This window comes from Intrasporangium sp. (assembly GCF_035280925.1).
Classification (GTDB): domain Bacteria; phylum Actinomycetota; class Actinomycetes; order Actinomycetales; family Dermatophilaceae; genus Intrasporangium.
Window position 1 is genome coordinate 1 of the sequence record NZ_DATEEY010000171.1, and the last position, 17,749, is coordinate 17,749.

The window sequence follows — 17,749 nt, forward strand, 5'->3', positions numbered from 1 at the left end:
CTCGGCGTCGTCGACGTCGTACGTCAGGTCCCGCCCGTTGAGTAGGCAGAAGACACGGGTCGCGGACCATGCCAAGCGCTTGTTCCCGTCAACCAGGGCGTGGTTGCGCACCAAGGAGTGCAGCAGCGCTGCGGCCTTGTCTTCGAAGGCGGGATAGGCGTCGTCGCCGAAGACGGTGACCCGGGGGCGTGCGGCGGCTGCGGCCAGCAGGCCCACGTCTCGGACCACCACCTCGTCGATCACGCCGGTGGCGATCTCCAACAGATCCTCTAGCGAGAGGTAGTCGAGGTCCTCATTGCTCACTGGCTCAGTCGCTCGAGCAGATCGTGATCCTCGGTGCGCACGCGCTGGATCGCGGCAGCCAAGCGCTGCGGACGGTCCGAGACGTATTGAGCGATCGCGCTCCGCGCGACCTCCTGCATTGAGCGACCCTCCTGCTCAGCCTTTGCGCGCAGGGCTTCGGACTCGGCATCGGTCAGCCGCAGGTTCATCGCCATGCCCTGATGGTACCACCGCGGTACCGCTCGACGAGCGGCCGACAGGCCGCACCCTAGGTGCCCCCAGTGGGCGAAGTGGGGCGCCCAGAGTGGGCGGAAAGACGTGCCCCGACGTCGGCAGATGTGGTCGGATGATCGCCGGTGTCGCCTCCGTGGTCGGAGGGCTGCCCGGCCCGGTGATGCTACTAGGCATCAACGGCCACGCTCGATGACGTCGATCGAAGGACGACGGCGTGGTCACGTGTCGCCCTCGATCGAGTGAACCATTCAGGACTCGAAAGTTGTTCACTCGATTGTGGGGAGAGCGCAGCGGGCTCGGCCCGAGGCTGCGAGCCCCATGGCGGCGAGCGCGACGGCGAGCCCGGCGATGACTCCGAACGCGAGACGGCTGGGCTCGCCGGCGACTGCGAGGACTGCCCCGGCTGCGGCGTAGAAGACCGCACTCGCCATGGAGGCGGCCATCTGCCCACCGGCGTTGTTGCGGCCCTGGTTCGAGTCGTCGGACGCGGACATGATGAGGACCGACAGCGTGCCGGAGGTCATGCCGATCCCGAGGCCCGCCATCGCCCAGCCCACGAGCCCCACCGCGGTCGGCGCGTCCGCCCAGACGATGAGGGCCGTTCCAACGAGGCCCATCGTCACGAGCGTGAAGCCCACCCGGAGCAGCGCCATCGGCCGAGCCGAGAACCGGCTCTGGATGGCGGACCCACTCGACCACGTGAGGCCGGTGATGCTGAGGCTGATGCCCGCCGTGAGCGGACCGTGGTGACGGAGCACGGTGAGGATGAGCGGCAGGAAGGCGCCGATTCCCATGAACGCCGCGCTGACCAAGCCGCGCAGCGCGATGACGCCGCCGATGCCGCAGGCCGCTCGGAGGGCGCCACTGGGCAGCAAGCGCCGCGCCGAGGCGCCGAGCCCGACCACGGCCAGACCGGATACGACGGCCACCGACACGGTGAGTGCCTGGACGGTGAGCTGCTCCGTGACGAGGTTGAGCGCGACGAGGGCCACAGCCGCCAGGAGCGCCCAGGGCAGGACACCGCGCAGCCGGGCCGGTGCCGTCCCCTCGCCCACCACAACAGCCTCCTCCTGCGGAAGCCCCCGCGCGACGCGCAGAGCGGGTCGAAGGGCGAGCCACACCGGCACCAACACGACCGGGCCCGCGATGAAGACCCACCGCCAGCCGATCCACTCGGTCACAGCACCGGTGACAACCGGTCCGAGGACCGAGGGCAGGACCCAGGCCGCGGCGAACATCGCGACGACCTTCGGGCGCAGGACCGGATCGAGGACGCGAGCCACGAGAACCATGACGCCGACGTCGAGCAGTCCCTCAGCGAGCCCGCTGAGCAACCGGCCCAGCACGAGAGCCGGCAACCCTGTCGCACTCGCCACTGCGGCCATCCCGCCGACGAAGGTCAAGGCACCCACCCGAAGCACGGGCACCGGCCCACGACGGTCGGCCCACCAGCCGGCGGTGGCCAGCGCGACGAGGTAGGTCGCGAGGGGTGCCGCGCCGACCAGTCCGTAGCTCGTCACGGCGTCCAGCTCGAGGAGCACAGTCGGCATCGCCGTCAGGACCGCACGGTTCTCGAACGCCCCCAGCGTCACCAGCGCGACGACCGCAATGACGACCGGGGCATTCTGGCGGGTGAACAGGCTTGCGCCAGAGGCTAACTCACGCTCCGCTACAGCAGAGCCAGCATCAGTCTTCGAGGTCACGAGCAATACGATGCAGGTTCAAGTGCACGTGAGGTCAAGCCTGCGGCCAAGCGCCTCTCACTCCTCAGCCAGCCGAGGACGGTCACGTCGGTCCGGGTCCGGGCTCAGCGGCATACGGCCCTCGTCGTCGACATCCTCAGCCGGCTCGTAACCCGGCCGTCCGTGCGCGGACCGGCCGTTGGCCACCATACGACGGCGTGTGTCGTCCTCGTCGATGAGGCGGTTGATGAGCTGCTGGACATGGTTGCTGTGCGGGATGTTGCGCAGCAGCTCGTCGGGGCTGTCTCCCGCCGACTCGATGCGCAGCGAGCCAGAGTTGATGATCCGGTCGAGCAGGGACTGGTCGAAGGAGACGTCGGTGATCTTGGACAGGGTGACGTCCTTGCCCGACTTGCTCAGGATGCCCCGACGGACCATGACGCGGTGCGACGTCACGACGTAGTGCGTCGTGCGCCACCGGAGGAACGGCACCAGCACCAAAGGGATGGCGATCAGGACGAGGACGCCAACAGAGATCCACTGGATCCTGTTGCCCGCCGAGTCGTTCGGCGTCGCGGCCGCAATGGCGATGCCCCCGGCGAGGAGGACGAGCCCGAAGAGGAGCGGCAACAGGACAGTGATCCAGTGCGGATGGATGCTTCGCTCCACACGCTCGTGCTTTGCCAGGACGTTGTCCGGGAATCCCATGACGCCAGCGTAGAGCGCAGCCGCCCGGCCCGACCCTAAGGTGTGGCCGTGCGTTACGACGACGTCGTCATCGGGGCGGGGCACAACGGCCTGACGGCCGCCGCCTACCTCGCCCGGGCCGGCCGCCGGGTCCTCGTCCTCGAGCGGTCCGGCCAGGTGGGGGGCGCGGCGGTGTCGGTCCGCGCGTTCGAAGGGGTGGACGCGCGGCTCTCCCGCTACGCCTACCTCGTCTCGCTCCTGCCGGGCCAGATCATCACGGACCTCGAGCTCGACGTCCGCCTCGTCCGGCGCCGCTTCTCGTCCTACACCCCGGTCCCCGGCGACCCGACCGGCGGCGTGCTCGTCGACACGGCGGACCCGGCCGCGACGCGCGAGGGCTTCCGACGACTCACGGGCGACGACGCCGCCCACGACGGCTGGACCAGGTTCTACGACCGCATGGCCCGGCTCGCCGAGCGCGTCCACCCAACCGTCCTCGAGCCGCTGCGGTCTCGTTCCGACATGCGCGCACTCAGCGGCGACGACGCGCTGTTCGACGCCCTCACGGAAAGGCCGATCAGCGAGCTCATCGAGTCGGTCACCGACGACGACACCCTCCGCGGGATCATCGCGACGGACGCCCTGATCGGCACCTTCGCCTCCCTCGACGACCCGGCGCTGCGCCAGAACATCTGCCTCCTCTACCACCTCGTCGGAGGCGGCACCGGTGACTGGGACGTCCCGGTCGGCGGCATGGGCGCGGTGACAGACGCGCTGGCCAGGACCGCCACAGAAGCCGGCGCGACCATCCAGACCGGCGCCGAGGTGACCGCGGTCGACCCGTCGACCCGTGAGGTGTCGTGGCCCGGCGGCTCCGCCCGCGCGGACCATGTCCTCGCCGCCTGCGCGCCCACCGTGTTGAACGACCTCCTCAGCCGGGCCGGCGCCCCACCGATCCGAACCGAGCAGGACGTCGAGGGCGCGCAGCTCAAGGTCAACCTGCTCCTCACCCGCCTCCCCCGCCTCCGCGACGGGAGCACCGACCCGCGGGCCGCCTTCGCGGGCACCTTCCACGTCAACGAGGGGTACCGACAGCTCAATGAGGCGTATGCCGCTGTGCTCGCCGGGCGCGTCCCCGACCTCCCGCCGTGCGAGGTCTACTGCCACACGCTGACCGACCGGTCGATCCTGGGCCCTTCGTTGCATGACACCGACGCCCAGACGCTGACCGTGTTCGGGCTGCACTTCCCCGCACGACTGTTCCGCGTCGACAACACCGCGGTGACTCGGGAGGCCGTGAGCGCGACGATCCGCTCGATCGACTCCGTCCTGGCCGAGCCGATCGAGGACCTGCTCGTCCGCGACACGGCTGGCAACCCGTGCATCGAGGCCAGGAGCCCGGTCGACCTCGAGGAGTCGCTCGGCCTGCCGGGTGGCAACATCTGGCACCGGTCACTCCAGTGGCCCTGGGCGGATTCGGCGGACGAGGTCGGCACGTGGGGCGTCGAGACGCCGCACGAGGGACTCCTCATCGCCGGCGCCGGCGCGAGGCGCGGCGGCGGGGTGAGCGGCATCCCGGGGCACAACGCCGCCCGGGCCGTCCTCGCCAGGTTGGGCGTCGACAGGTGATACGGGGACTCCCGCGGGGACCCGGCCTCGGTTAGCCTCCGGCTGATGGCACTGCCGCCATCACGCAGCACCCTCTTGAGGAGTCGTCATGACCGAGGTCCGCTCCAGCCAGCCGCTCACCGAGCCGACGGGCGCCGTCGTGCCCTCGTCCGTGCCGACCCACTGGTACAACCTCGCAGCCGACCTGCCCGAGCCCTGCCCTCCGCCGCTGCATCCCGGCACTCAGCAGCCCGTCGGTCCGGACGACCTCGCGCCGCTCTTCCCGATGGCCCTCATCCAGCAGGAGGTCACCACCGAGCGCTGGGTCGAGATCCCGCAGACCGTCCGTGAGATCTACGCCCTGTGGCGGCCCTCGCCGCTCGTCCGCGCCCACCGGCTCGAGCGGGTCCTCGGCACGCCGGCCAGGATCTTCTACAAGTACGAGGGCGTCAGCCCCGCCGGCTCGCACAAGCCCAACACCGCCGTCGCGCAGGCCTACTACAACGCCGTCGAGGGCGCGACGAAGCTGACGACCGAGACCGGCGCCGGGCAGTGGGGCGCCTCGCTGGCCCTCGCCTGCTCCCTGCTCGGCCTCGAGTGCGAGATCTGGCAGGTCCGCGCCTCCTACGACCAGAAGCCCTACCGGCGGTACCAGATGGAGACCTACGGCAGCGTCTGCCACCCGTCGCCGTCCGACCTCACGGAGGCCGGGCGCGCCATGCTCGCGAACGACCCCGACACGACTGGTTCGCTCGGCATGGCCATCTCCGAAGCGGTCGAGGTCGCGGCGAAGGACCCCAACGCCCACTACTCGCTCGGCAGCGTGCTCAACCACGTGCTGCTGCACCAGAGCGTCATCGGGATCGAGGCGCTCGACCAGCTGGAGGCGATCGAGGAGACCGCCGATGTCATCTTCGGCTGCGCGGGCGGCGGTTCGAACCTCGCCGGGCTCTCGTTCCCCTTCATCGGGCGCAACCTGCGGGACGGCGCGACCACGAGGGTCGTCGCCTGCGAGCCCGCCGCCTGCCCGTCGCTGACCCAGGGCGAGTACCGCTACGACCACGGTGACGTCGCCGGCCTCACCCCGCTGCTCAAGATGCACACCCTCGGCAAGGACTTCGTGCCGCCCCCGATCCACGCCGGCGGACTGCGCTACCACGGCATGGCTCCGATGGTGTCCCACGCGCTCGAGCTCGGACTGCTGTCGGCGACCGCCATCGAGCAGGAGGACGCCTTCCAGGCCGGCATCGAGTTCGCACGGGCGGAGGGCATCATCCCGGCACCCGAGTCGACCCATGCCGTCGCGGCGGCCCTCACCCACGCCCGCGCGGCGACCACCGACGAGACCATCGTCATCGGCCTGTCCGGCAACGGCGTGCTCGACCTGCCCGCCTACGAGGACTACCTCTGAAGAGTGGACCCTGCCCAGAACGTGCACTCCGCGCCGCCCCCAGCCAGTCGAGTGTGCAGTGCGCGCCGCCCCCAGCCAGTCGAGTGTGCAGTGCGCGCCGCCCCGAGCCAGTCGAGTGTGCACTACGCGCGCCGCCCCGAGCCAGTCGAGTGTGCACTACGCGCGCCCGCTCGCGAACCCGCAGCGTCTTCGGCTCGCATCTTGCTCCGCCTCGCGGAGCAGCATGTGAGTCTGACGCTGGCACGTGGCTCTGGAATCACTGGGAGGCAGGACCCCACGCGGCGGTGCAGGTTGTCTCGCGGGGACCTGAAACGTCATTTCTGACGAGTCACTCCAGCCAGACCCCCGACGTCCCGCGTCGGTGGCTGGCCAGGAGGTGGGTGTCGATCATGCCGATGGCCTCCATCAGCGCGAACATCGTCGTCGGCCCGACGAAGGCAAACCCCTTCTTGCGCAGCGCCTTCGACAGAGCCTTCGACTCGTCGGACACGGTCGGCACCTCGGAGTAGTCGCTCGGCCTCGGCGTCTCGCTCGGCTGGAAGCTCCACACCAGGTCGACGAGGCCGCCCTCCTCACGGAGCGCGATCGTCGCTCGGGCGTTCTGGATCGTCGCCCGGATCTTCATCCGGTTCCGGACGATGCCCGCGTCAGCCATGAGGCGCTCGACGTCAGCGTCACCGAAGCCGGCGACGACATCGGGGTCGAAGTCCGCGAACGCCGCCCTGAAGGCCGGCCGCTTGCGCAGGATCGTCGCCCACGACAGCCCGGACTGGAACCCCTCGAGGCAGATCCGCTCATACAGGCCCCGCTCGTCGCGGACCGGCATGCCCCACTCGGTGTCGTAGTACTCCTTGAGGAGCGGGTCCACCGACGCCCACGCCGGGCGCGCCAGCCCGTCGTCACCAACCACCGTCATGAAAAGGACAGTAGTTCCGACCGGTGTCACTCCCTACGATCGATGAGGTGATGCCCGCAATCATCCTCGTCGGCCCGGAGCACCTGGACACGCTCGTGGACGAGTTCGGACGCTACCGCCGGGACTACGACTTCCACACCGCTGTGACCGCGGCCGAGGCTGAGGCCGTCGCGGCACTGGTGAGCCAGGCCGGTGGGCAGGTCGCGCTCTTCGTCGCCGAGTCGCAGCTGCCCGACGCCCACGTCTACGAGGCGTTCGGACGGTGGCGCGCCGTGGTGCCGACCGCCCGCCGCATGGTGGCGGCGCACTGGTCCCGGTTCCTCGTCGACGCTCCCGACCTCCGCGTCGGCCTCGCGAAGGGCAAGTTCGACGCCTACCTGCTCATGCCGCGAGGAGTCCGGGACGAGGAGTTCCACACGGCCGTCTGCGAGCTGCTGTCCGACTGGGGCTCGACCGTGCCCACGCCGGAGGTCGAGACGGTCCGCGTGGTCTCCGACGGCGCCGATGCGCTCACACTCGCGATCCGGGACTTCCTCGACCGCATGGGGATGCCCAACCGCACGTATGCCCCGGACACGCCGACGGGCCGCGCCCTCCTCGCCCGGCTCCCGGAGCCCGTGGAGCCAGGGTTCCCCGTCGTGCAGGCCATGGACAAGGACCCGGCCGTCGCCCACAGCGTCCATGACGTCGCCATCCGCATCTACGGGCAGCCCACCGACATCGACAGCGACACGGTGAGCGACGTCGCCGTCGTCGGAGCCGGGCCGGCCGGCCTGGCCACCGCCGTCTACGCCTCCTCGGAGGGCCTCTCGACGGTGGTCCTCGAGTCCGAGGCGGTCGGCGGCCAGGCCGGCACGTCGTCGATGATTCGCAACTACCTCGGCTTCCCCCGCGGCATCTCCGGCATGCGGCTGGCCCAGCGGGCCCGCAACCAGGCGATCCGCTTCGGCACCCGCTTCTTCACCGGCTGGTCGGTCATCGGGCTCGAGCCCGGCTCCGAGGGGCAGCCCCACGTGCTGCACACGGAGGGAGGCGACGTGCGGGCTCGCGCGGTCGTCGTCGCAACGGGCGTGACGTACCGGAAGCTCCGCGTCCCCGCGATCGAGGACCTCGTCGGCCGCGGCGTGTTCTACGGGAGCGCCATGACCGCCGCCCGGGCCATGGAGGACTACGACGTCGTCGTCATCGGGGGCGGCAACTCGGCCGGACAGGCCGCGATCCACCTGGCCCGGTTCGCCCGCTCCGTCACCATCCTCGTACGCCGTGATGGCCTGGAGTCGACGATGTCGCAGTACCTCATCGGCGAGATGTCCTACAACCCTCGGATCCGGGTGCAGGCGTGCTCGGAGGTCGTCAACGGCGGTGGCGACGGCCGGCTCGAGTGGATCAGCGTGCGCGACACCCGCTCGGGTGAGACGTCACGTCAGGAGTGTGGCGGCCTCTTCCTGCTCCTCGGTGCCGAGCCCCACTGCGAGTGGCTTCCGCCCGAGATCGCCCGCGACGACAGGGGGTTCGTGGTCACGGGCCGCGACGTGCCACCTGCCAGGTGGCGGGGTGACCTGCCACCGGAGAGCCTCGAGACGACGGTGCCGGGGATCTTCGCGGCGGGAGACATCCGGAGCGGCTCGATGAAACGCGTCGCCGCCGCGAGCGGCGAGGGCGCGTCAGTCGTGCCGCTGGTGCACGCCTGGCTGGAGCCGGCGGGCTGAGCGCTCAGAGCTCGCCGAGCTCGCCGAAGCGGAACGCGTAGCGGACCGCCAGGGTCGTCGGCGGCGGAGGTTCGGCGGATGGGCGGCAGGGCGCGGAGGCGGCCCCGGGCTGGGAGCCGGCTCAGCGGCATACGTCAATCCGTTTGAAATGCCAGCGCCCGAGCCTGCGTGCTGTGCTGTCCATGGCCCCACGCTCGCGACGTGCCCGGTGGCCCGTCTGTGCCGTGTCGCTGAACCGCACATGGATGCCGTATGCCGCCGGGCTCAGTCACCGAGGGCCGCTCGCATCGCGTCCGCGACGTCGTGGGCCGCGTGGCCGGGTTCACGCGAGAGTCCGGCGATCGCGCCCTCTCGGTCCGCGTCGGACCGGTTCTGGCTCAGCTTCGCCTTGGCCGAGACGCTCTCGATGGCGAGCTCCACGCCGATGATCGCGCGCAGCTGGCCGGTGACGTAGCGGTCGGGGGCGTCGGTGACCGCCCACCGCCCGGCGCGATGGCTCTCGTGGCGGTCGGTCAGGCGCGTGACCATGTCGCGGACCCACTCCGGGTCGTCGTGGACGGTCACGGCGCCGCTCAGCTGGACCTCGCTGTAGTTCCAGGTCGGCACGACCCGGCCATGCTCTGCCTTGGACGCGTACCAGCTCGGAGAGATGTAGGCATCCGCAGCGGTGACGACGACGAGGCCCGCCGAGCCGGGTGCGATCCGGCGCCAGTGGTCGTTGGCCCGCGCGAAGTGCGCCAGGACCCTGCCCTCGTTGACGACGAGGGGCAGGAGGGTCACGTCGGGTCGGCCGTCCGGCCCGACGGTGACGAGGTGACCGGCCGGATGGGCAGCGAGGAAGGGGCCGACGTCGGCGTCGGCCATGGCATTGAGGTGCGGCACGTACACCGGGTCATTGTCGCCGATGCGCAAGGGCCCCGGCGTCTCCGCCGGGGCCCTTGTCGTGGCCGCCGCGATCGTGGAGGCACCGCGGCGGCCGGTCCTCAGTGGGATGCCGGAAGCTGTCTGCCCGGCGTCCACGCCGGACGAGGCGCGCTCGTCGGCTCCGGCTCCGGGTCGAGGCGGGCGGCGAGCCGCCTCAGGACGAGCGCCGTGCGGGTGTGCCGGCGGACCGGACGGGCCACCCGATGCTGCCGGGCCACCTGGTCGATGATGAGGTCGCGTGCGATGGCCTCCTGCGGCGTGAGGATCGGACGGACGTGCTGGGAATCGTGGAAGGTCGTCATGTCAGGCTCACCTGCGCTCTCTTGACGTGGATGTCGCCGCTGCCCGACTGGACAGCGAGGCTGGTCTGGGCCTCGGCATCGCCGGGGCCGTCACTGTCCTCGAGGTCGATCCGGACGTCGCCGGTGACGGTGTTGAGGTCGAGGTAGGCAGCCACCCCCGCCGCCACCGCGATGGTGACGTCGCCCGTCCCGGTCCGCGCCTTGATGGCCCCGCCGTGGACGGCGCCGAGCTTGACGTCGCCCGTGCCGGTCATGAGCTCGAGATCAGCGATGGAGGTGCTGACCACCACGTCGCCGGAGCCGGTCTTCGCCTTGACCTCGGCGTCGGCCCTGCGGATGGCGATGTCACCGCTGCCGGAGACGAGGTCGAGGGTACCGCTGGCCTGGCCGACACTGACGTCGCCCGAACCGGTCTTGGCGCGGGCCTCGCCACCGAGGACCTGGACGGCGATGTCGCCGGAGCCCGACTTGAGCTCGGCGCCGCCGAGCTGGTCGAACGCGATGTCGCCGGATCCCGTCGCTGCCTGGACGTCACCGAGGCGACCCCGGCCCTCGATGTCCCCCGACCCCGTGCGGGTGTCGACGGTGCTGCCGGCCGCAAGGTCGACCTCGACGTCCACGGAACCCTTGAAGAGCCCGAGTCCGAGGAAGCCGTCCTTCTTCGGCGCGAGGACGACGACGTCGTTGCCCCGGGCCTCGACGGTGTAGCGCTCGGCGAGCTCCTCACCCGAGCGGCCGTGCGGGATCAGTCGGACGGTCGTCACGGGCTCGTCGGTGACGGTCAGCTTCACGTCGCCCACGAGCTGCTCGACCTTGAGGTTGATCGGGCCGGTTGTCTCGAAACGCTTCTCGATGTTGGTCATGATGGTTCCCCTAGCTGCTCTGGTGTTGACGGCTGCCGCTTCAGCGGACCCAGCCCTGCACGCGCTTGTTGGACGAGCGGTTGCGGCCCGGGGCACCGGGACCCGGTCCCCACTGACCGCCGATGTTGATGTTGATGCCAGGCGTGGTTGCCATGCGGACCGCGTTGACGATCCACGTGTTCAGGGACTGTCCACGGCCCGCCGCGAGGTCCTCGGCCCTGGCCTTGAGCGACTCCGGGATGCGCAGGGTGATGCGCGCCGTCTCGCCGTCCTCGTCGAGCGACAGGGCCGCGGTGTCCTCGGTGCGGATGGCGGTCGTGTCGTCCGCCACGGCCGACGGGCCGGCTCCGACGACGACGAACACCGGCTCACGGCCCTGGAGCCGCACCTCGACGGATACCCCGTCGAGCTCGTTGGTGATCTCGGCCGCCGCGTGGGACAGCGCGTCCATCAGGGCTAGGCGCACGCTGGAGTCCAGTGCGACGCCGAGCCGCTCCGCGGCCTGCTCCGTCTCCTGGCCCATTGCCCGGGCCGCCCGCGCCAGGTCCTGACGCAGTGCATCCACGTACTCAGTGATGTCCATGTGCACCATGTTGACACCATCGTGATGTCATGTCAACACCTTTGCGACACCATCCCGGCGTCACCCCCTGATCGAGTGAACAGCTTCGGGACGCAAGAGCTGTTCACTCGATTGAGTGGGGACGGGGAGGCGTGCGCGGGCACACTGCCAGCGCACAATGGAGACGCGCCGCACCGACTGCTGCGCCACCCCTGACCCCAAGGAGTGACATGCGCAGCCTGGCCACGTCCGACCGAGTCGCCGTCCGAGCGATCTCGAGCGGCATCGCTCGCCTCTCCAGCCGATCGCGCGCCCGCGAGTTCCTGCGGATCCTGCACCGCATGGGCGCCGACCCGGCCGCGATCGTGCCGGCGGTCCGCGACTCGCCCAACTTCAGGAATCGCCGGTTCGAGGCGGAGGAACCGTCGTTGCGACCGCGCCTGCGGGCCCAGACGAGCGCGCTGCTCGCGTCGATCCGGGTGCACGGACGCGGACGCCCGGTCGGGGAGGTCCCGCATGTTCGCCCTGTCCTGCCGGAGCAGGCGGGCGAGCTCGCGGTCACGTGGTACGGCCACGCCACGACCCTGCTCGAGCTGGACGGCGCCAGGTTGCTCATCGACCCGGTGTTCGGCGAGCGGGTCTCACCGTCGACTCGCTTCGGTCCCAAGCGCCTTCACCCGGTGCCGGGTCGGATCGAGGACATGCCGAGGGTCGACGCCGTGCTCATCTCGCACGACCACTACGACCATCTGGACACGCCCTCGATCACCGCGCTCGAGCGGACCCACCAGCCGCACTACGTGGTCCCGCTGGGAGTCGGCCTCCACCTCATGGTGTGGGGCGTGCCGGAGGACCGCATCACCGCGCTCGACTGGCGGGAGTCCACGCAGGTCGCCGGCGTGCGGCTCACCTGCACGGAGGCCCGGCACAACTCGGGCCGCGGCCTCGTCGACAGCCAGACGCTCTGGGCCGGCTGGGCCGTCCACGGTCCACGGCACTCCGCCTACTACTCGGGCGACTCCGGCACCTCGAAGCGGTTCGCCCACATCGGGGCCGACCTGGGGCCGTTCGACCTCACCCTGCTGCCGATCGGTGCCTACGACCCGTACTGGCCGGACCTGCACCTCGAGCCGGAGCAGGCGGTGGCTGCGCATCGCGACGTCAACCGGATGGCGAGCGCCGCCAAGGCGGTGACGGTGGACGAGGCAGGGGTCGCCGATGAGTTCATCGACGGCGACCAGCGCATCGACACCCCGGGCGGGGCGCACGAGGAGGGTGAGGCGACTCCGACCCGGCGTCAGGCGTGGACGGCCGCCTCGACCTCGGTGATGCTCCCCGTCCACTGGGCGACCTTCAACCTGGCGATGCACTGGTGGGCCGAGCCGATGCGACGGGTGCGGCGCGCTGCCGGGGAGGCCGGCGTGCCGCTCATCTCACCGCGCCTCGGCGAGCGCGTGGACCTCACCGAGGCCGAGCCCGAGGTCGTGGCCGCCAAGTACGCCCAGCCCTGGTGGGAGGAGTGTTCTGCCGCCGAGGACTCGGGTTACCGTGACGTGTGACCATGCTGAGAGCCGCGGCCGCCTCCGCGAGCCGAGTCGCGCTGGTGCGGCGGATCGGGGCGTCGGCCTCGGCGATGCGGGCCCGGGCCGCCGAGTCGCCGAACTACCGCGACGGCCAGTTCCGGTCGCACGAGCCGACGCACTGGGTCGCGGCGCCGGAGGGCGAGGGCCTCGGGCATCCGGCCGTCGCCGCCTACCGGGCGCGAGGCCGCGGTCGTCCGGTCGGTCGCATCCCGGTCGAGCGTCCGGAGTGGCCGGAGGTGGCGGCTGACCTTGCCGTCACGTGGCTGGGTCACGCGACGAGCCTCGTGGAGCTCGACGGCCACCGCTTCCTGCTCGACCCGGTCTTCGGGGAACGCGTCTCGCCATCGGGCCGAGTCGGCCCTCGCCGGCTCCACCCGAATCCGTGCCGCGTCGCCGACCTGCCGCCCCTCGACGCGGTCCTCATCAGCCACGACCACTACGACCATCTCGACGAGCCCACCATCGCCGAGCTGGAGCGCTCCCATCGTCCGCACTACGTCGTGCCGATCGGTGTCGACCTGCACCTCGAGAGCTGGGGGGTGCCCACAGAGCGCATCACGGCCCTGGACTGGCGCGAGACGACGACGATCGGCGACGTGGTCCTCACGTGCACCGAGGCCCGGCACTTCTCCGGACGTGGCCTCGTGCGCAACCAGACGCTCTGGGCGGGATGGGCGCTGCGCGGTCCCGGGCACGCGGCGTACTTCGCGGGCGACTCCGGGCCCACCCACCGGTTCGAGGACATCGGCCGCGACGTCGGCCCCTTCGACCTGACCCTCATCCCCATCGGCGCCTACAGCGACCACTGGCCTGAGATCCACCTCGACCCGGCCCAGGCGGTGCGGGCGCACCTGGACGTCAACCGCGGCGACGCCACGGCGTCGGTCCTCCTGCCCGTCCACTGGGCGACGTTCAACCTCGCCATGCACTGGTGGAGCGAGCCGATCCGCTGGGCGCGCCGCTCCGCCGCCGAGCACGACGTCCGTCTCCTGACGCCGCGCCCTGGCGGACGAACCTCCTTGGCGGGTGAGGGACCCCACGAAGTCGCCCAGCCAGGGGTCGACTCGTGGTGGGAGTCGTGCGCCGCAGCTGAGGACCACGACTGAACCCATGCCGTATGCCGCTGGGCCCGCTTGCGCGCGCACCTTGGCTTTCCGGTCAGTACCTCCCGTGCGCCAGGCGCTTCTCCACAGCGGTGCTCCACCGTTGGACCTCGTGCGTCGAGTCCGCGGCCGCGCTGCCCGCCTCAGCTGGGCCAGCACTCCGCTCGGCCCCGAGTGCCGCGACGCTCGTGATCGCCGGCTTGGTCCCCGTGAACAACCAGGCGTCGAACAGGTCGTCGAGCTGCTGCCCCGACACGCGCTCGGACAGCTCGATGAACTGCGCCGTCGTGCCGGTGCCGCCCCCACGCTCGGACACCCAACCCTGCGCGATGTGCCAGAACGCATCGTCCCCGACTCGGTTGCGCAGTGCCTGCAGCGTCATCGCGCCGCGGACGTAAACCGGATCGCCGAAGAGGTCATCCGCCGGCGGCTCGCCGATGACGAACGTCCAGAACGGGTCGTCCGCCGGTATCTCCGCATAGAGGGACTCAAAGGCATCCTGCGGCGTGAAGAAGCCCTCGTGCTCGCCCCAGACCCACTCCGCGTACGTGGCCCAGCCCTCGTTGAGCCAGATGTCCTGCCACTGCTCGAGGGCAACGTAGTCGCCGTACCACTGGTGGCCGAGCTCGTGCGCGACGACGAAGTCCCCGCCGTCTGGCCAGAAGTACTTCGAGTAGACCGGCCTGGTCTGGGTCTCCAGGGCGAAGAACAGGTCGTCCTGGTCGTCGACGATCGCACCGACCGTCGAGAACGGGTACGGCCCGAACGCCGCCGACAGCACGTCGACGACCTCGCCCTGTCGTGCCAGCGACGCCTCGATCGACGGCCCGAGCACCGGGTCGCCCAGCAGGTCGGGATCGATGGCGTCATAGACGGGCAGGCCGGAGGACGTGGTCCACTGCCGGACGTCCCACTCCCCGATGTCGATCGTCGCGAGGTAGCTCGCCATCGCCTCGGGCGCGTGCCACACGAAGGTCGTCCAGCCGCCGGCCGTCTGCTCGCTCTCGAGGAACCCGTTCGCGACGACGTCGTGCCCTTCGGGAACGGTCACGTGGAACGTGTAGGTCGCTCGATCCCGCGGATGGTCGTTGACCGGGAACCAGCCAGCAGCGGCCTCGGGCTGCCCGGCGACATTGGCACCATCGTCCGTTGCCATGAAGCCCATCCGCACCTCGAAGGTCCCGACGGTGATGGGGAACTCCTTCGGCACGCCTGAGTACGTCGCGATGATGGTGACGGGCGCGCCGGACTTGATCTTGTGCTGCGGCACGACGACCAGCTCGGGGCCGTTCCGGGTCCAGGATGCGTCCTTCCCGTCGACAACGAGACTGGAGATGACCATGCCGTCGAAGTCGAGGTTGAACCGGTAGAGGTCGGCGGTGGCCGTGGCGCGGATCGTCGTCGTCGCGGACCACACGTCGGACGCCGGGTCGTATCGGCCGGAGATGTCGTAGTGCTCGACGTCGTAGCCGCCGTTGCCAGCGAGCGGGTAGTAGACGTCACCGACGCCCGGGGCGCCGGCGGTGAAGCGGCCGTTCTTCTGGCCGGAGTCGTCCGCCCCAGCGGCCGGGGCGAACAGGGCCAGCGTCGTCATCGCGACGGCGCCGGCGAGGACGGGCATGAAGCGCGTGGAACGGGCCATGTGAGCCTCCCCTGTGAGGTCACGCCCCCTGCGTGACCAACCAACGTTACCGCCGTCCAAGGACGCGCGCAGGGAGTTCGGACAACCGCCAGCCAGCCCCCGCAGACCTGCTCACGGTGGCTGGCTGGTCCTGGCTCAGGTGGAGGGCAGGAGGATGGCGAACGTCGTGTCGCCTGGCCCGCTCGACATCTCGACGTGTCCGCCGTGAGCGCGAGTGACTGCCTCGACGATGGACAGGCCGAGGCCGGTGCTGCCACCGGCCCGGCTGCGCGCGTTGTCTCCTCGAGCAAATCGCTCGAAGACATTGGGCTGCAGGTCGACCGGAACGCCGGGCCCGTTGTCGTGGACCGCGATACGCACCCAATCGCCTTCGGGGCGAACGGATGTCGTCACGCTCGTCCCTGCCGGGGTGTGCGTGCGCGCGTTGGCGAGGAGGTTCGTGACGACCTGGTGCAGGCGTGCTGGGTCGCCGCGCACCTCGACCGGCTCAGGTGGCAGGTCGAGCTTCCACTCGTGTGACGGCGCGGCGGCGTGCGCGTCGCTGACGGCGTTGACGACCAGCATGGACACATCGACCGACTCGGCATCCAGGGGCCGACCCGTGTCCAGGCGGGCCAGCAGGAGCAGGTCCTCGACGAGCGAGCCCATCCGACCGGCCTCGGACTCGATCCGACCCATGGCGTGGGTGACGGACTCGGGGACCGGGTTCGATTCGCGCTTGGACAGCTCCGCGTAGCCCTTGATCGAGGCGAGCGGGGTGCGCAGCTCGTGCGAGGCGTCCGCGACGAACTGCCGGACCCGTTGCTCGCTGCGATGGCGGGCGTTGAGGGCCTCGTCGACGTGGTCGAGCATCTCGTTGAAGGCGGCGCCGACCTGACCCACCTCGGTGCGGGTGTCGGTGTCCTCCGCGGCCACGCGTTCCGGGAGCGCCACCTGGCCGGTGTGCAGCGGCATCCTCGAGACCCGCGTGGCGGTGTCGGCGACGCGGCGCAACGGCTCGAGGTTGCGCCGCACGATCCAGGTGCCGATGCCGCCGACGAGGAGCACACCGGCGAACACCCCGGTCATGGCGATGACGATCATCCGGCTGATCGTCGCGTCGGTCGGCGCCGTGGACAGGCCGACGACCCTGGTGCCCAGCCCCATCGGCTCTCCGGTCGTTGCGTTGACGAAGGGAACCTGGGCCGCGCGCACCCGGAACCGGCCAGTGCCTGCGACGAAGATCGTCTGGGGCTCCCCCCCACTCACCGCGCTCTCGATGCGCTCGAGCTGGGCCGGCGTCAGGACCACTCGTGACCCGCGGGACTCGACGTAGCCCCTGTCCTGACGGGTGGGGAAGAACTGTGCCTCGAGACGAGGCGTACCGGGTCCCACCTCCCCGTCGCGGAGAGCAGCCACGCCTGACTGGCGCGGGCTGGCGATCGACGCAGCGAGCTGCTCGTCGATCTGAGATACGAGGTGCTGGTTGAGCGCCATGATGGTGAAGACGGAGGTCGCGACGCTGAGCAGCGTGAAGAGCACGAGCATTGAGGCGACGAGCTTGGTGCGCAGCGTCCACGACGAGGATGGCCGCATGTTGTCCCGCACGCGTTCGAAGGCCTCCTTCGCGCGGTCAACCAGCGAAGGAGGCGGTGGCGGGGATGACGAGGCCGGGCGGTCCCCGGGCCCCGAAGTGCGTGGCGCGTGTACGGGCTCGGGGACCGTGACCTCAAACTGCTGGCTTGAGGACATAACCGGCACCTCGCATCGTGTGGATCATCGGATCCCGGCCGGCGTCGATCTTCTTGCGGAGGTAGGAGATGTAGAGCTCGACGACGTTGGCCTGGCCGCCGAAGTCGTAGTTCCAGACGCGGTCGAGGATCTGCGCCTTGGACAGGACCCGACGTGGGTTGCGCATGAGGTAGCGCAGCAGCTCGAACTCCGTGGCGGTCAGGTGGATCTCCTCCCCGGCCCGACGCACCTCGTGACTGTCCTCGTCGAGGGTGAGGTCCCCGACCACGAGGACGGACTCGGCGAACGAGAGGGCAACGGTGGTCCGGCGCATGAGCGCCCGGACCCGAGCCACCACTTCCTCGAGGGAGAACGGCTTGGTCACATAGTCGTCGCCACCGGCCGTCAGCCCCGAGACCCGGTCCTCGACCGCGTCCCTGGCGGTGAGAAAGAGCACCGGCACATTGGGGTTCTCGGACCGCATCCTGCGCAGCACCTCGAGACCGTCGAAGTCGGGGAGCATCATGTCTA

At 70.5% G+C, this 17,749-nt stretch carries 17 protein-coding genes; 5 read left to right on the plus strand and 12 right to left on the minus strand.

Annotated elements, in window-relative coordinates:
- The 4 genes from VJN29_RS15480 to VJN29_RS15495 form a co-directional block, all read right to left on the minus strand.
- The coding region (locus tag VJN29_RS15480) for a type II toxin-antitoxin system death-on-curing family toxin (RefSeq protein WP_324144531.1) at positions 1-303 on the minus strand (303 nt) is incomplete at its 3' end.
- Entirely contained in the window at positions 300-497 is a 198-nt protein-coding gene (locus tag VJN29_RS15485; protein ID WP_013491223.1) for a ribbon-helix-helix protein, CopG family, read from the minus strand. The genes VJN29_RS15480 and VJN29_RS15485, both read right to left, overlap by 4 nt.
- A 285-nt stretch (positions 498-782) precedes the next feature.
- Positions 783-2,219, minus strand: a complete 1,437-nt coding sequence (locus VJN29_RS15490) for an MFS transporter (protein WP_324144532.1) — start codon at positions 2,217-2,219, stop codon at positions 783-785.
- Positions 2,220-2,276: 57 nt separating this feature from the next.
- Entirely contained in the window at positions 2,277-2,906 is a 630-nt protein-coding gene (locus tag VJN29_RS15495) for a PH domain-containing protein (protein ID WP_324144533.1), read from the minus strand.
- Positions 2,907-2,954: 48 nt separating this feature from the next.
- Here VJN29_RS15495 and VJN29_RS15500 point away from each other — a divergent pair, with 48 nt between their 5' ends.
- Both VJN29_RS15500 and VJN29_RS15505 read left to right on the plus strand, forming a co-directional pair.
- Positions 2,955-4,514, plus strand: coding sequence for an NAD(P)/FAD-dependent oxidoreductase (locus tag VJN29_RS15500; RefSeq protein WP_324144534.1), 1,560 nt, complete (start codon positions 2,955-2,957; stop codon positions 4,512-4,514).
- Positions 4,515-4,602: 88 nt separating this feature from the next.
- A complete protein-coding gene (locus VJN29_RS15505; protein WP_324144535.1) occupies positions 4,603-5,904 on the plus strand; it encodes a TrpB-like pyridoxal phosphate-dependent enzyme in 1,302 nt (433 codons plus the stop codon).
- A gap of 328 nt (positions 5,905-6,232) precedes the next feature.
- Here the strand turns inward: VJN29_RS15505 and VJN29_RS15510 are convergent, their stop codons facing one another.
- The gene (locus VJN29_RS15510) at positions 6,233-6,820 is read right to left on the minus strand and encodes a DNA-3-methyladenine glycosylase I (protein WP_324144536.1); all 588 of its coding nucleotides are present in this window, start codon (positions 6,818-6,820) and stop codon (positions 6,233-6,235) included.
- 50 nt (positions 6,821-6,870) lie between these two features.
- On the opposite strand from VJN29_RS15510, the gene VJN29_RS15515 reads away from it, so the two are divergent.
- Complete coding sequence (locus VJN29_RS15515; RefSeq protein ID WP_324144545.1) at positions 6,871-8,529, plus strand: NAD(P)/FAD-dependent oxidoreductase; 1,659 nt, start codon at positions 6,871-6,873, stop codon at positions 8,527-8,529.
- Positions 8,530-8,793: 264 nt separating this feature from the next.
- On the opposite strand, the gene VJN29_RS15520 is transcribed toward VJN29_RS15515, so the two are convergent.
- The 4 genes from VJN29_RS15520 to VJN29_RS15535 form a co-directional block, all read right to left on the minus strand.
- The gene (locus VJN29_RS15520; protein WP_324144537.1) at positions 8,794-9,417 is read right to left on the minus strand and encodes an FMN-binding negative transcriptional regulator; all 624 of its coding nucleotides are present in this window, start codon (positions 9,415-9,417) and stop codon (positions 8,794-8,796) included.
- Positions 9,418-9,512: 95 nt separating this feature from the next.
- Positions 9,513-9,755, minus strand: a complete 243-nt coding sequence (locus VJN29_RS15525) for a hypothetical protein (RefSeq protein ID WP_324144538.1) — start codon at positions 9,753-9,755, stop codon at positions 9,513-9,515.
- Complete coding sequence (locus tag VJN29_RS15530) at positions 9,752-10,618, minus strand: DUF4097 family beta strand repeat-containing protein (protein ID WP_324144539.1); 867 nt, start codon at positions 10,616-10,618, stop codon at positions 9,752-9,754. The genes VJN29_RS15525 and VJN29_RS15530 overlap by 4 nt, the downstream gene beginning before the upstream one ends.
- Positions 10,619-10,658: 40 nt before the next feature.
- On the minus strand, positions 10,659-11,201 hold the full coding sequence (locus tag VJN29_RS15535; protein WP_324144540.1) for a toxin-antitoxin system HicB family antitoxin: 543 nt from the start codon (positions 11,199-11,201) through the stop codon (positions 10,659-10,661).
- A gap of 209 nt (positions 11,202-11,410) precedes the next feature.
- Between VJN29_RS15535 and VJN29_RS15540 the strand changes: the two genes are divergently transcribed.
- Together VJN29_RS15540 and VJN29_RS15545 are read left to right on the plus strand one after the other, a co-directional pair.
- Positions 11,411-12,739 carry an MBL fold metallo-hydrolase gene (locus VJN29_RS15540; protein ID WP_324144541.1) on the plus strand — a complete coding sequence of 443 codons (1,329 nt, stop codon included), beginning with the start codon at positions 11,411-11,413 and terminating at the stop codon, positions 12,737-12,739.
- Between the two features lie 2 nt (positions 12,740-12,741).
- A complete protein-coding gene (locus VJN29_RS15545; RefSeq protein WP_324144546.1) occupies positions 12,742-13,869 on the plus strand; it encodes an MBL fold metallo-hydrolase in 1,128 nt (375 codons plus the stop codon).
- 52 nt (positions 13,870-13,921) lie between these two features.
- Here VJN29_RS15545 and VJN29_RS15550 read toward each other — a convergent pair whose 3' ends face one another.
- From VJN29_RS15550 to VJN29_RS15560, 3 genes are all read right to left on the minus strand, one after another.
- Entirely contained in the window at positions 13,922-15,508 is a 1,587-nt protein-coding gene (locus tag VJN29_RS15550; RefSeq protein WP_324144542.1) for a M1 family metallopeptidase, read from the minus strand.
- A gap of 135 nt (positions 15,509-15,643) precedes the next feature.
- A complete protein-coding gene (locus VJN29_RS15555; RefSeq protein ID WP_414654391.1) occupies positions 15,644-17,035 on the minus strand; it encodes a sensor histidine kinase in 1,392 nt (463 codons plus the stop codon).
- A gap of 181 nt (positions 17,036-17,216) precedes the next feature.
- The coding region (locus VJN29_RS15560; protein ID WP_324144544.1) for a response regulator transcription factor at positions 17,217-17,749 on the minus strand (533 nt) is incomplete at its 5' end.

Bases quoted from the DNA above. Each gene is read 5' to 3' on its own strand.
- VJN29_RS15495 (WP_324144533.1), bottom strand. From the start codon at position 2,906: ATGGGATTCCCGGACAACGTCCTGGCAAAGCACGAGCGTGTGGAGCGA.
- VJN29_RS15545 (WP_324144546.1), top strand. From the start codon at position 12,742: ATGCTGAGAGCCGCGGCCGCCTCCGCGAGCCGAGTCGCGCTGGTGCGG.
- VJN29_RS15485 (WP_013491223.1), bottom strand. From the start codon at position 497: ATGGCGATGAACCTGCGGCTGACCGATGCCGAGTCCGAAGCCCTGCGC.
- VJN29_RS15530 (WP_324144539.1), bottom strand. From the start codon at position 10,618: ATGACCAACATCGAGAAGCGTTTCGAGACAACCGGCCCGATCAACCTC.
- VJN29_RS15555 (WP_414654391.1), bottom strand. From the start codon at position 17,035: ATGCTCGTGCTCTTCACGCTGCTCAGCGTCGCGACCTCCGTCTTCACC.
- VJN29_RS15505 (WP_324144535.1), top strand. From the start codon at position 4,603: ATGACCGAGGTCCGCTCCAGCCAGCCGCTCACCGAGCCGACGGGCGCC.
- VJN29_RS15550 (WP_324144542.1), bottom strand. From the start codon at position 15,508: ATGGCCCGTTCCACGCGCTTCATGCCCGTCCTCGCCGGCGCCGTCGCG.
- VJN29_RS15535 (WP_324144540.1), bottom strand. From the start codon at position 11,201: ATGGACATCACTGAGTACGTGGATGCACTGCGTCAGGACCTGGCGCGG.
- VJN29_RS15540 (WP_324144541.1), top strand. From the start codon at position 11,411: ATGCGCAGCCTGGCCACGTCCGACCGAGTCGCCGTCCGAGCGATCTCG.
- VJN29_RS15525 (WP_324144538.1), bottom strand. From the start codon at position 9,755: ATGACGACCTTCCACGATTCCCAGCACGTCCGTCCGATCCTCACGCCG.
- VJN29_RS15515 (WP_324144545.1), top strand. From the start codon at position 6,871: ATGCCCGCAATCATCCTCGTCGGCCCGGAGCACCTGGACACGCTCGTG.
- VJN29_RS15510 (WP_324144536.1), bottom strand. From the start codon at position 6,820: ATGACGGTGGTTGGTGACGACGGGCTGGCGCGCCCGGCGTGGGCGTCG.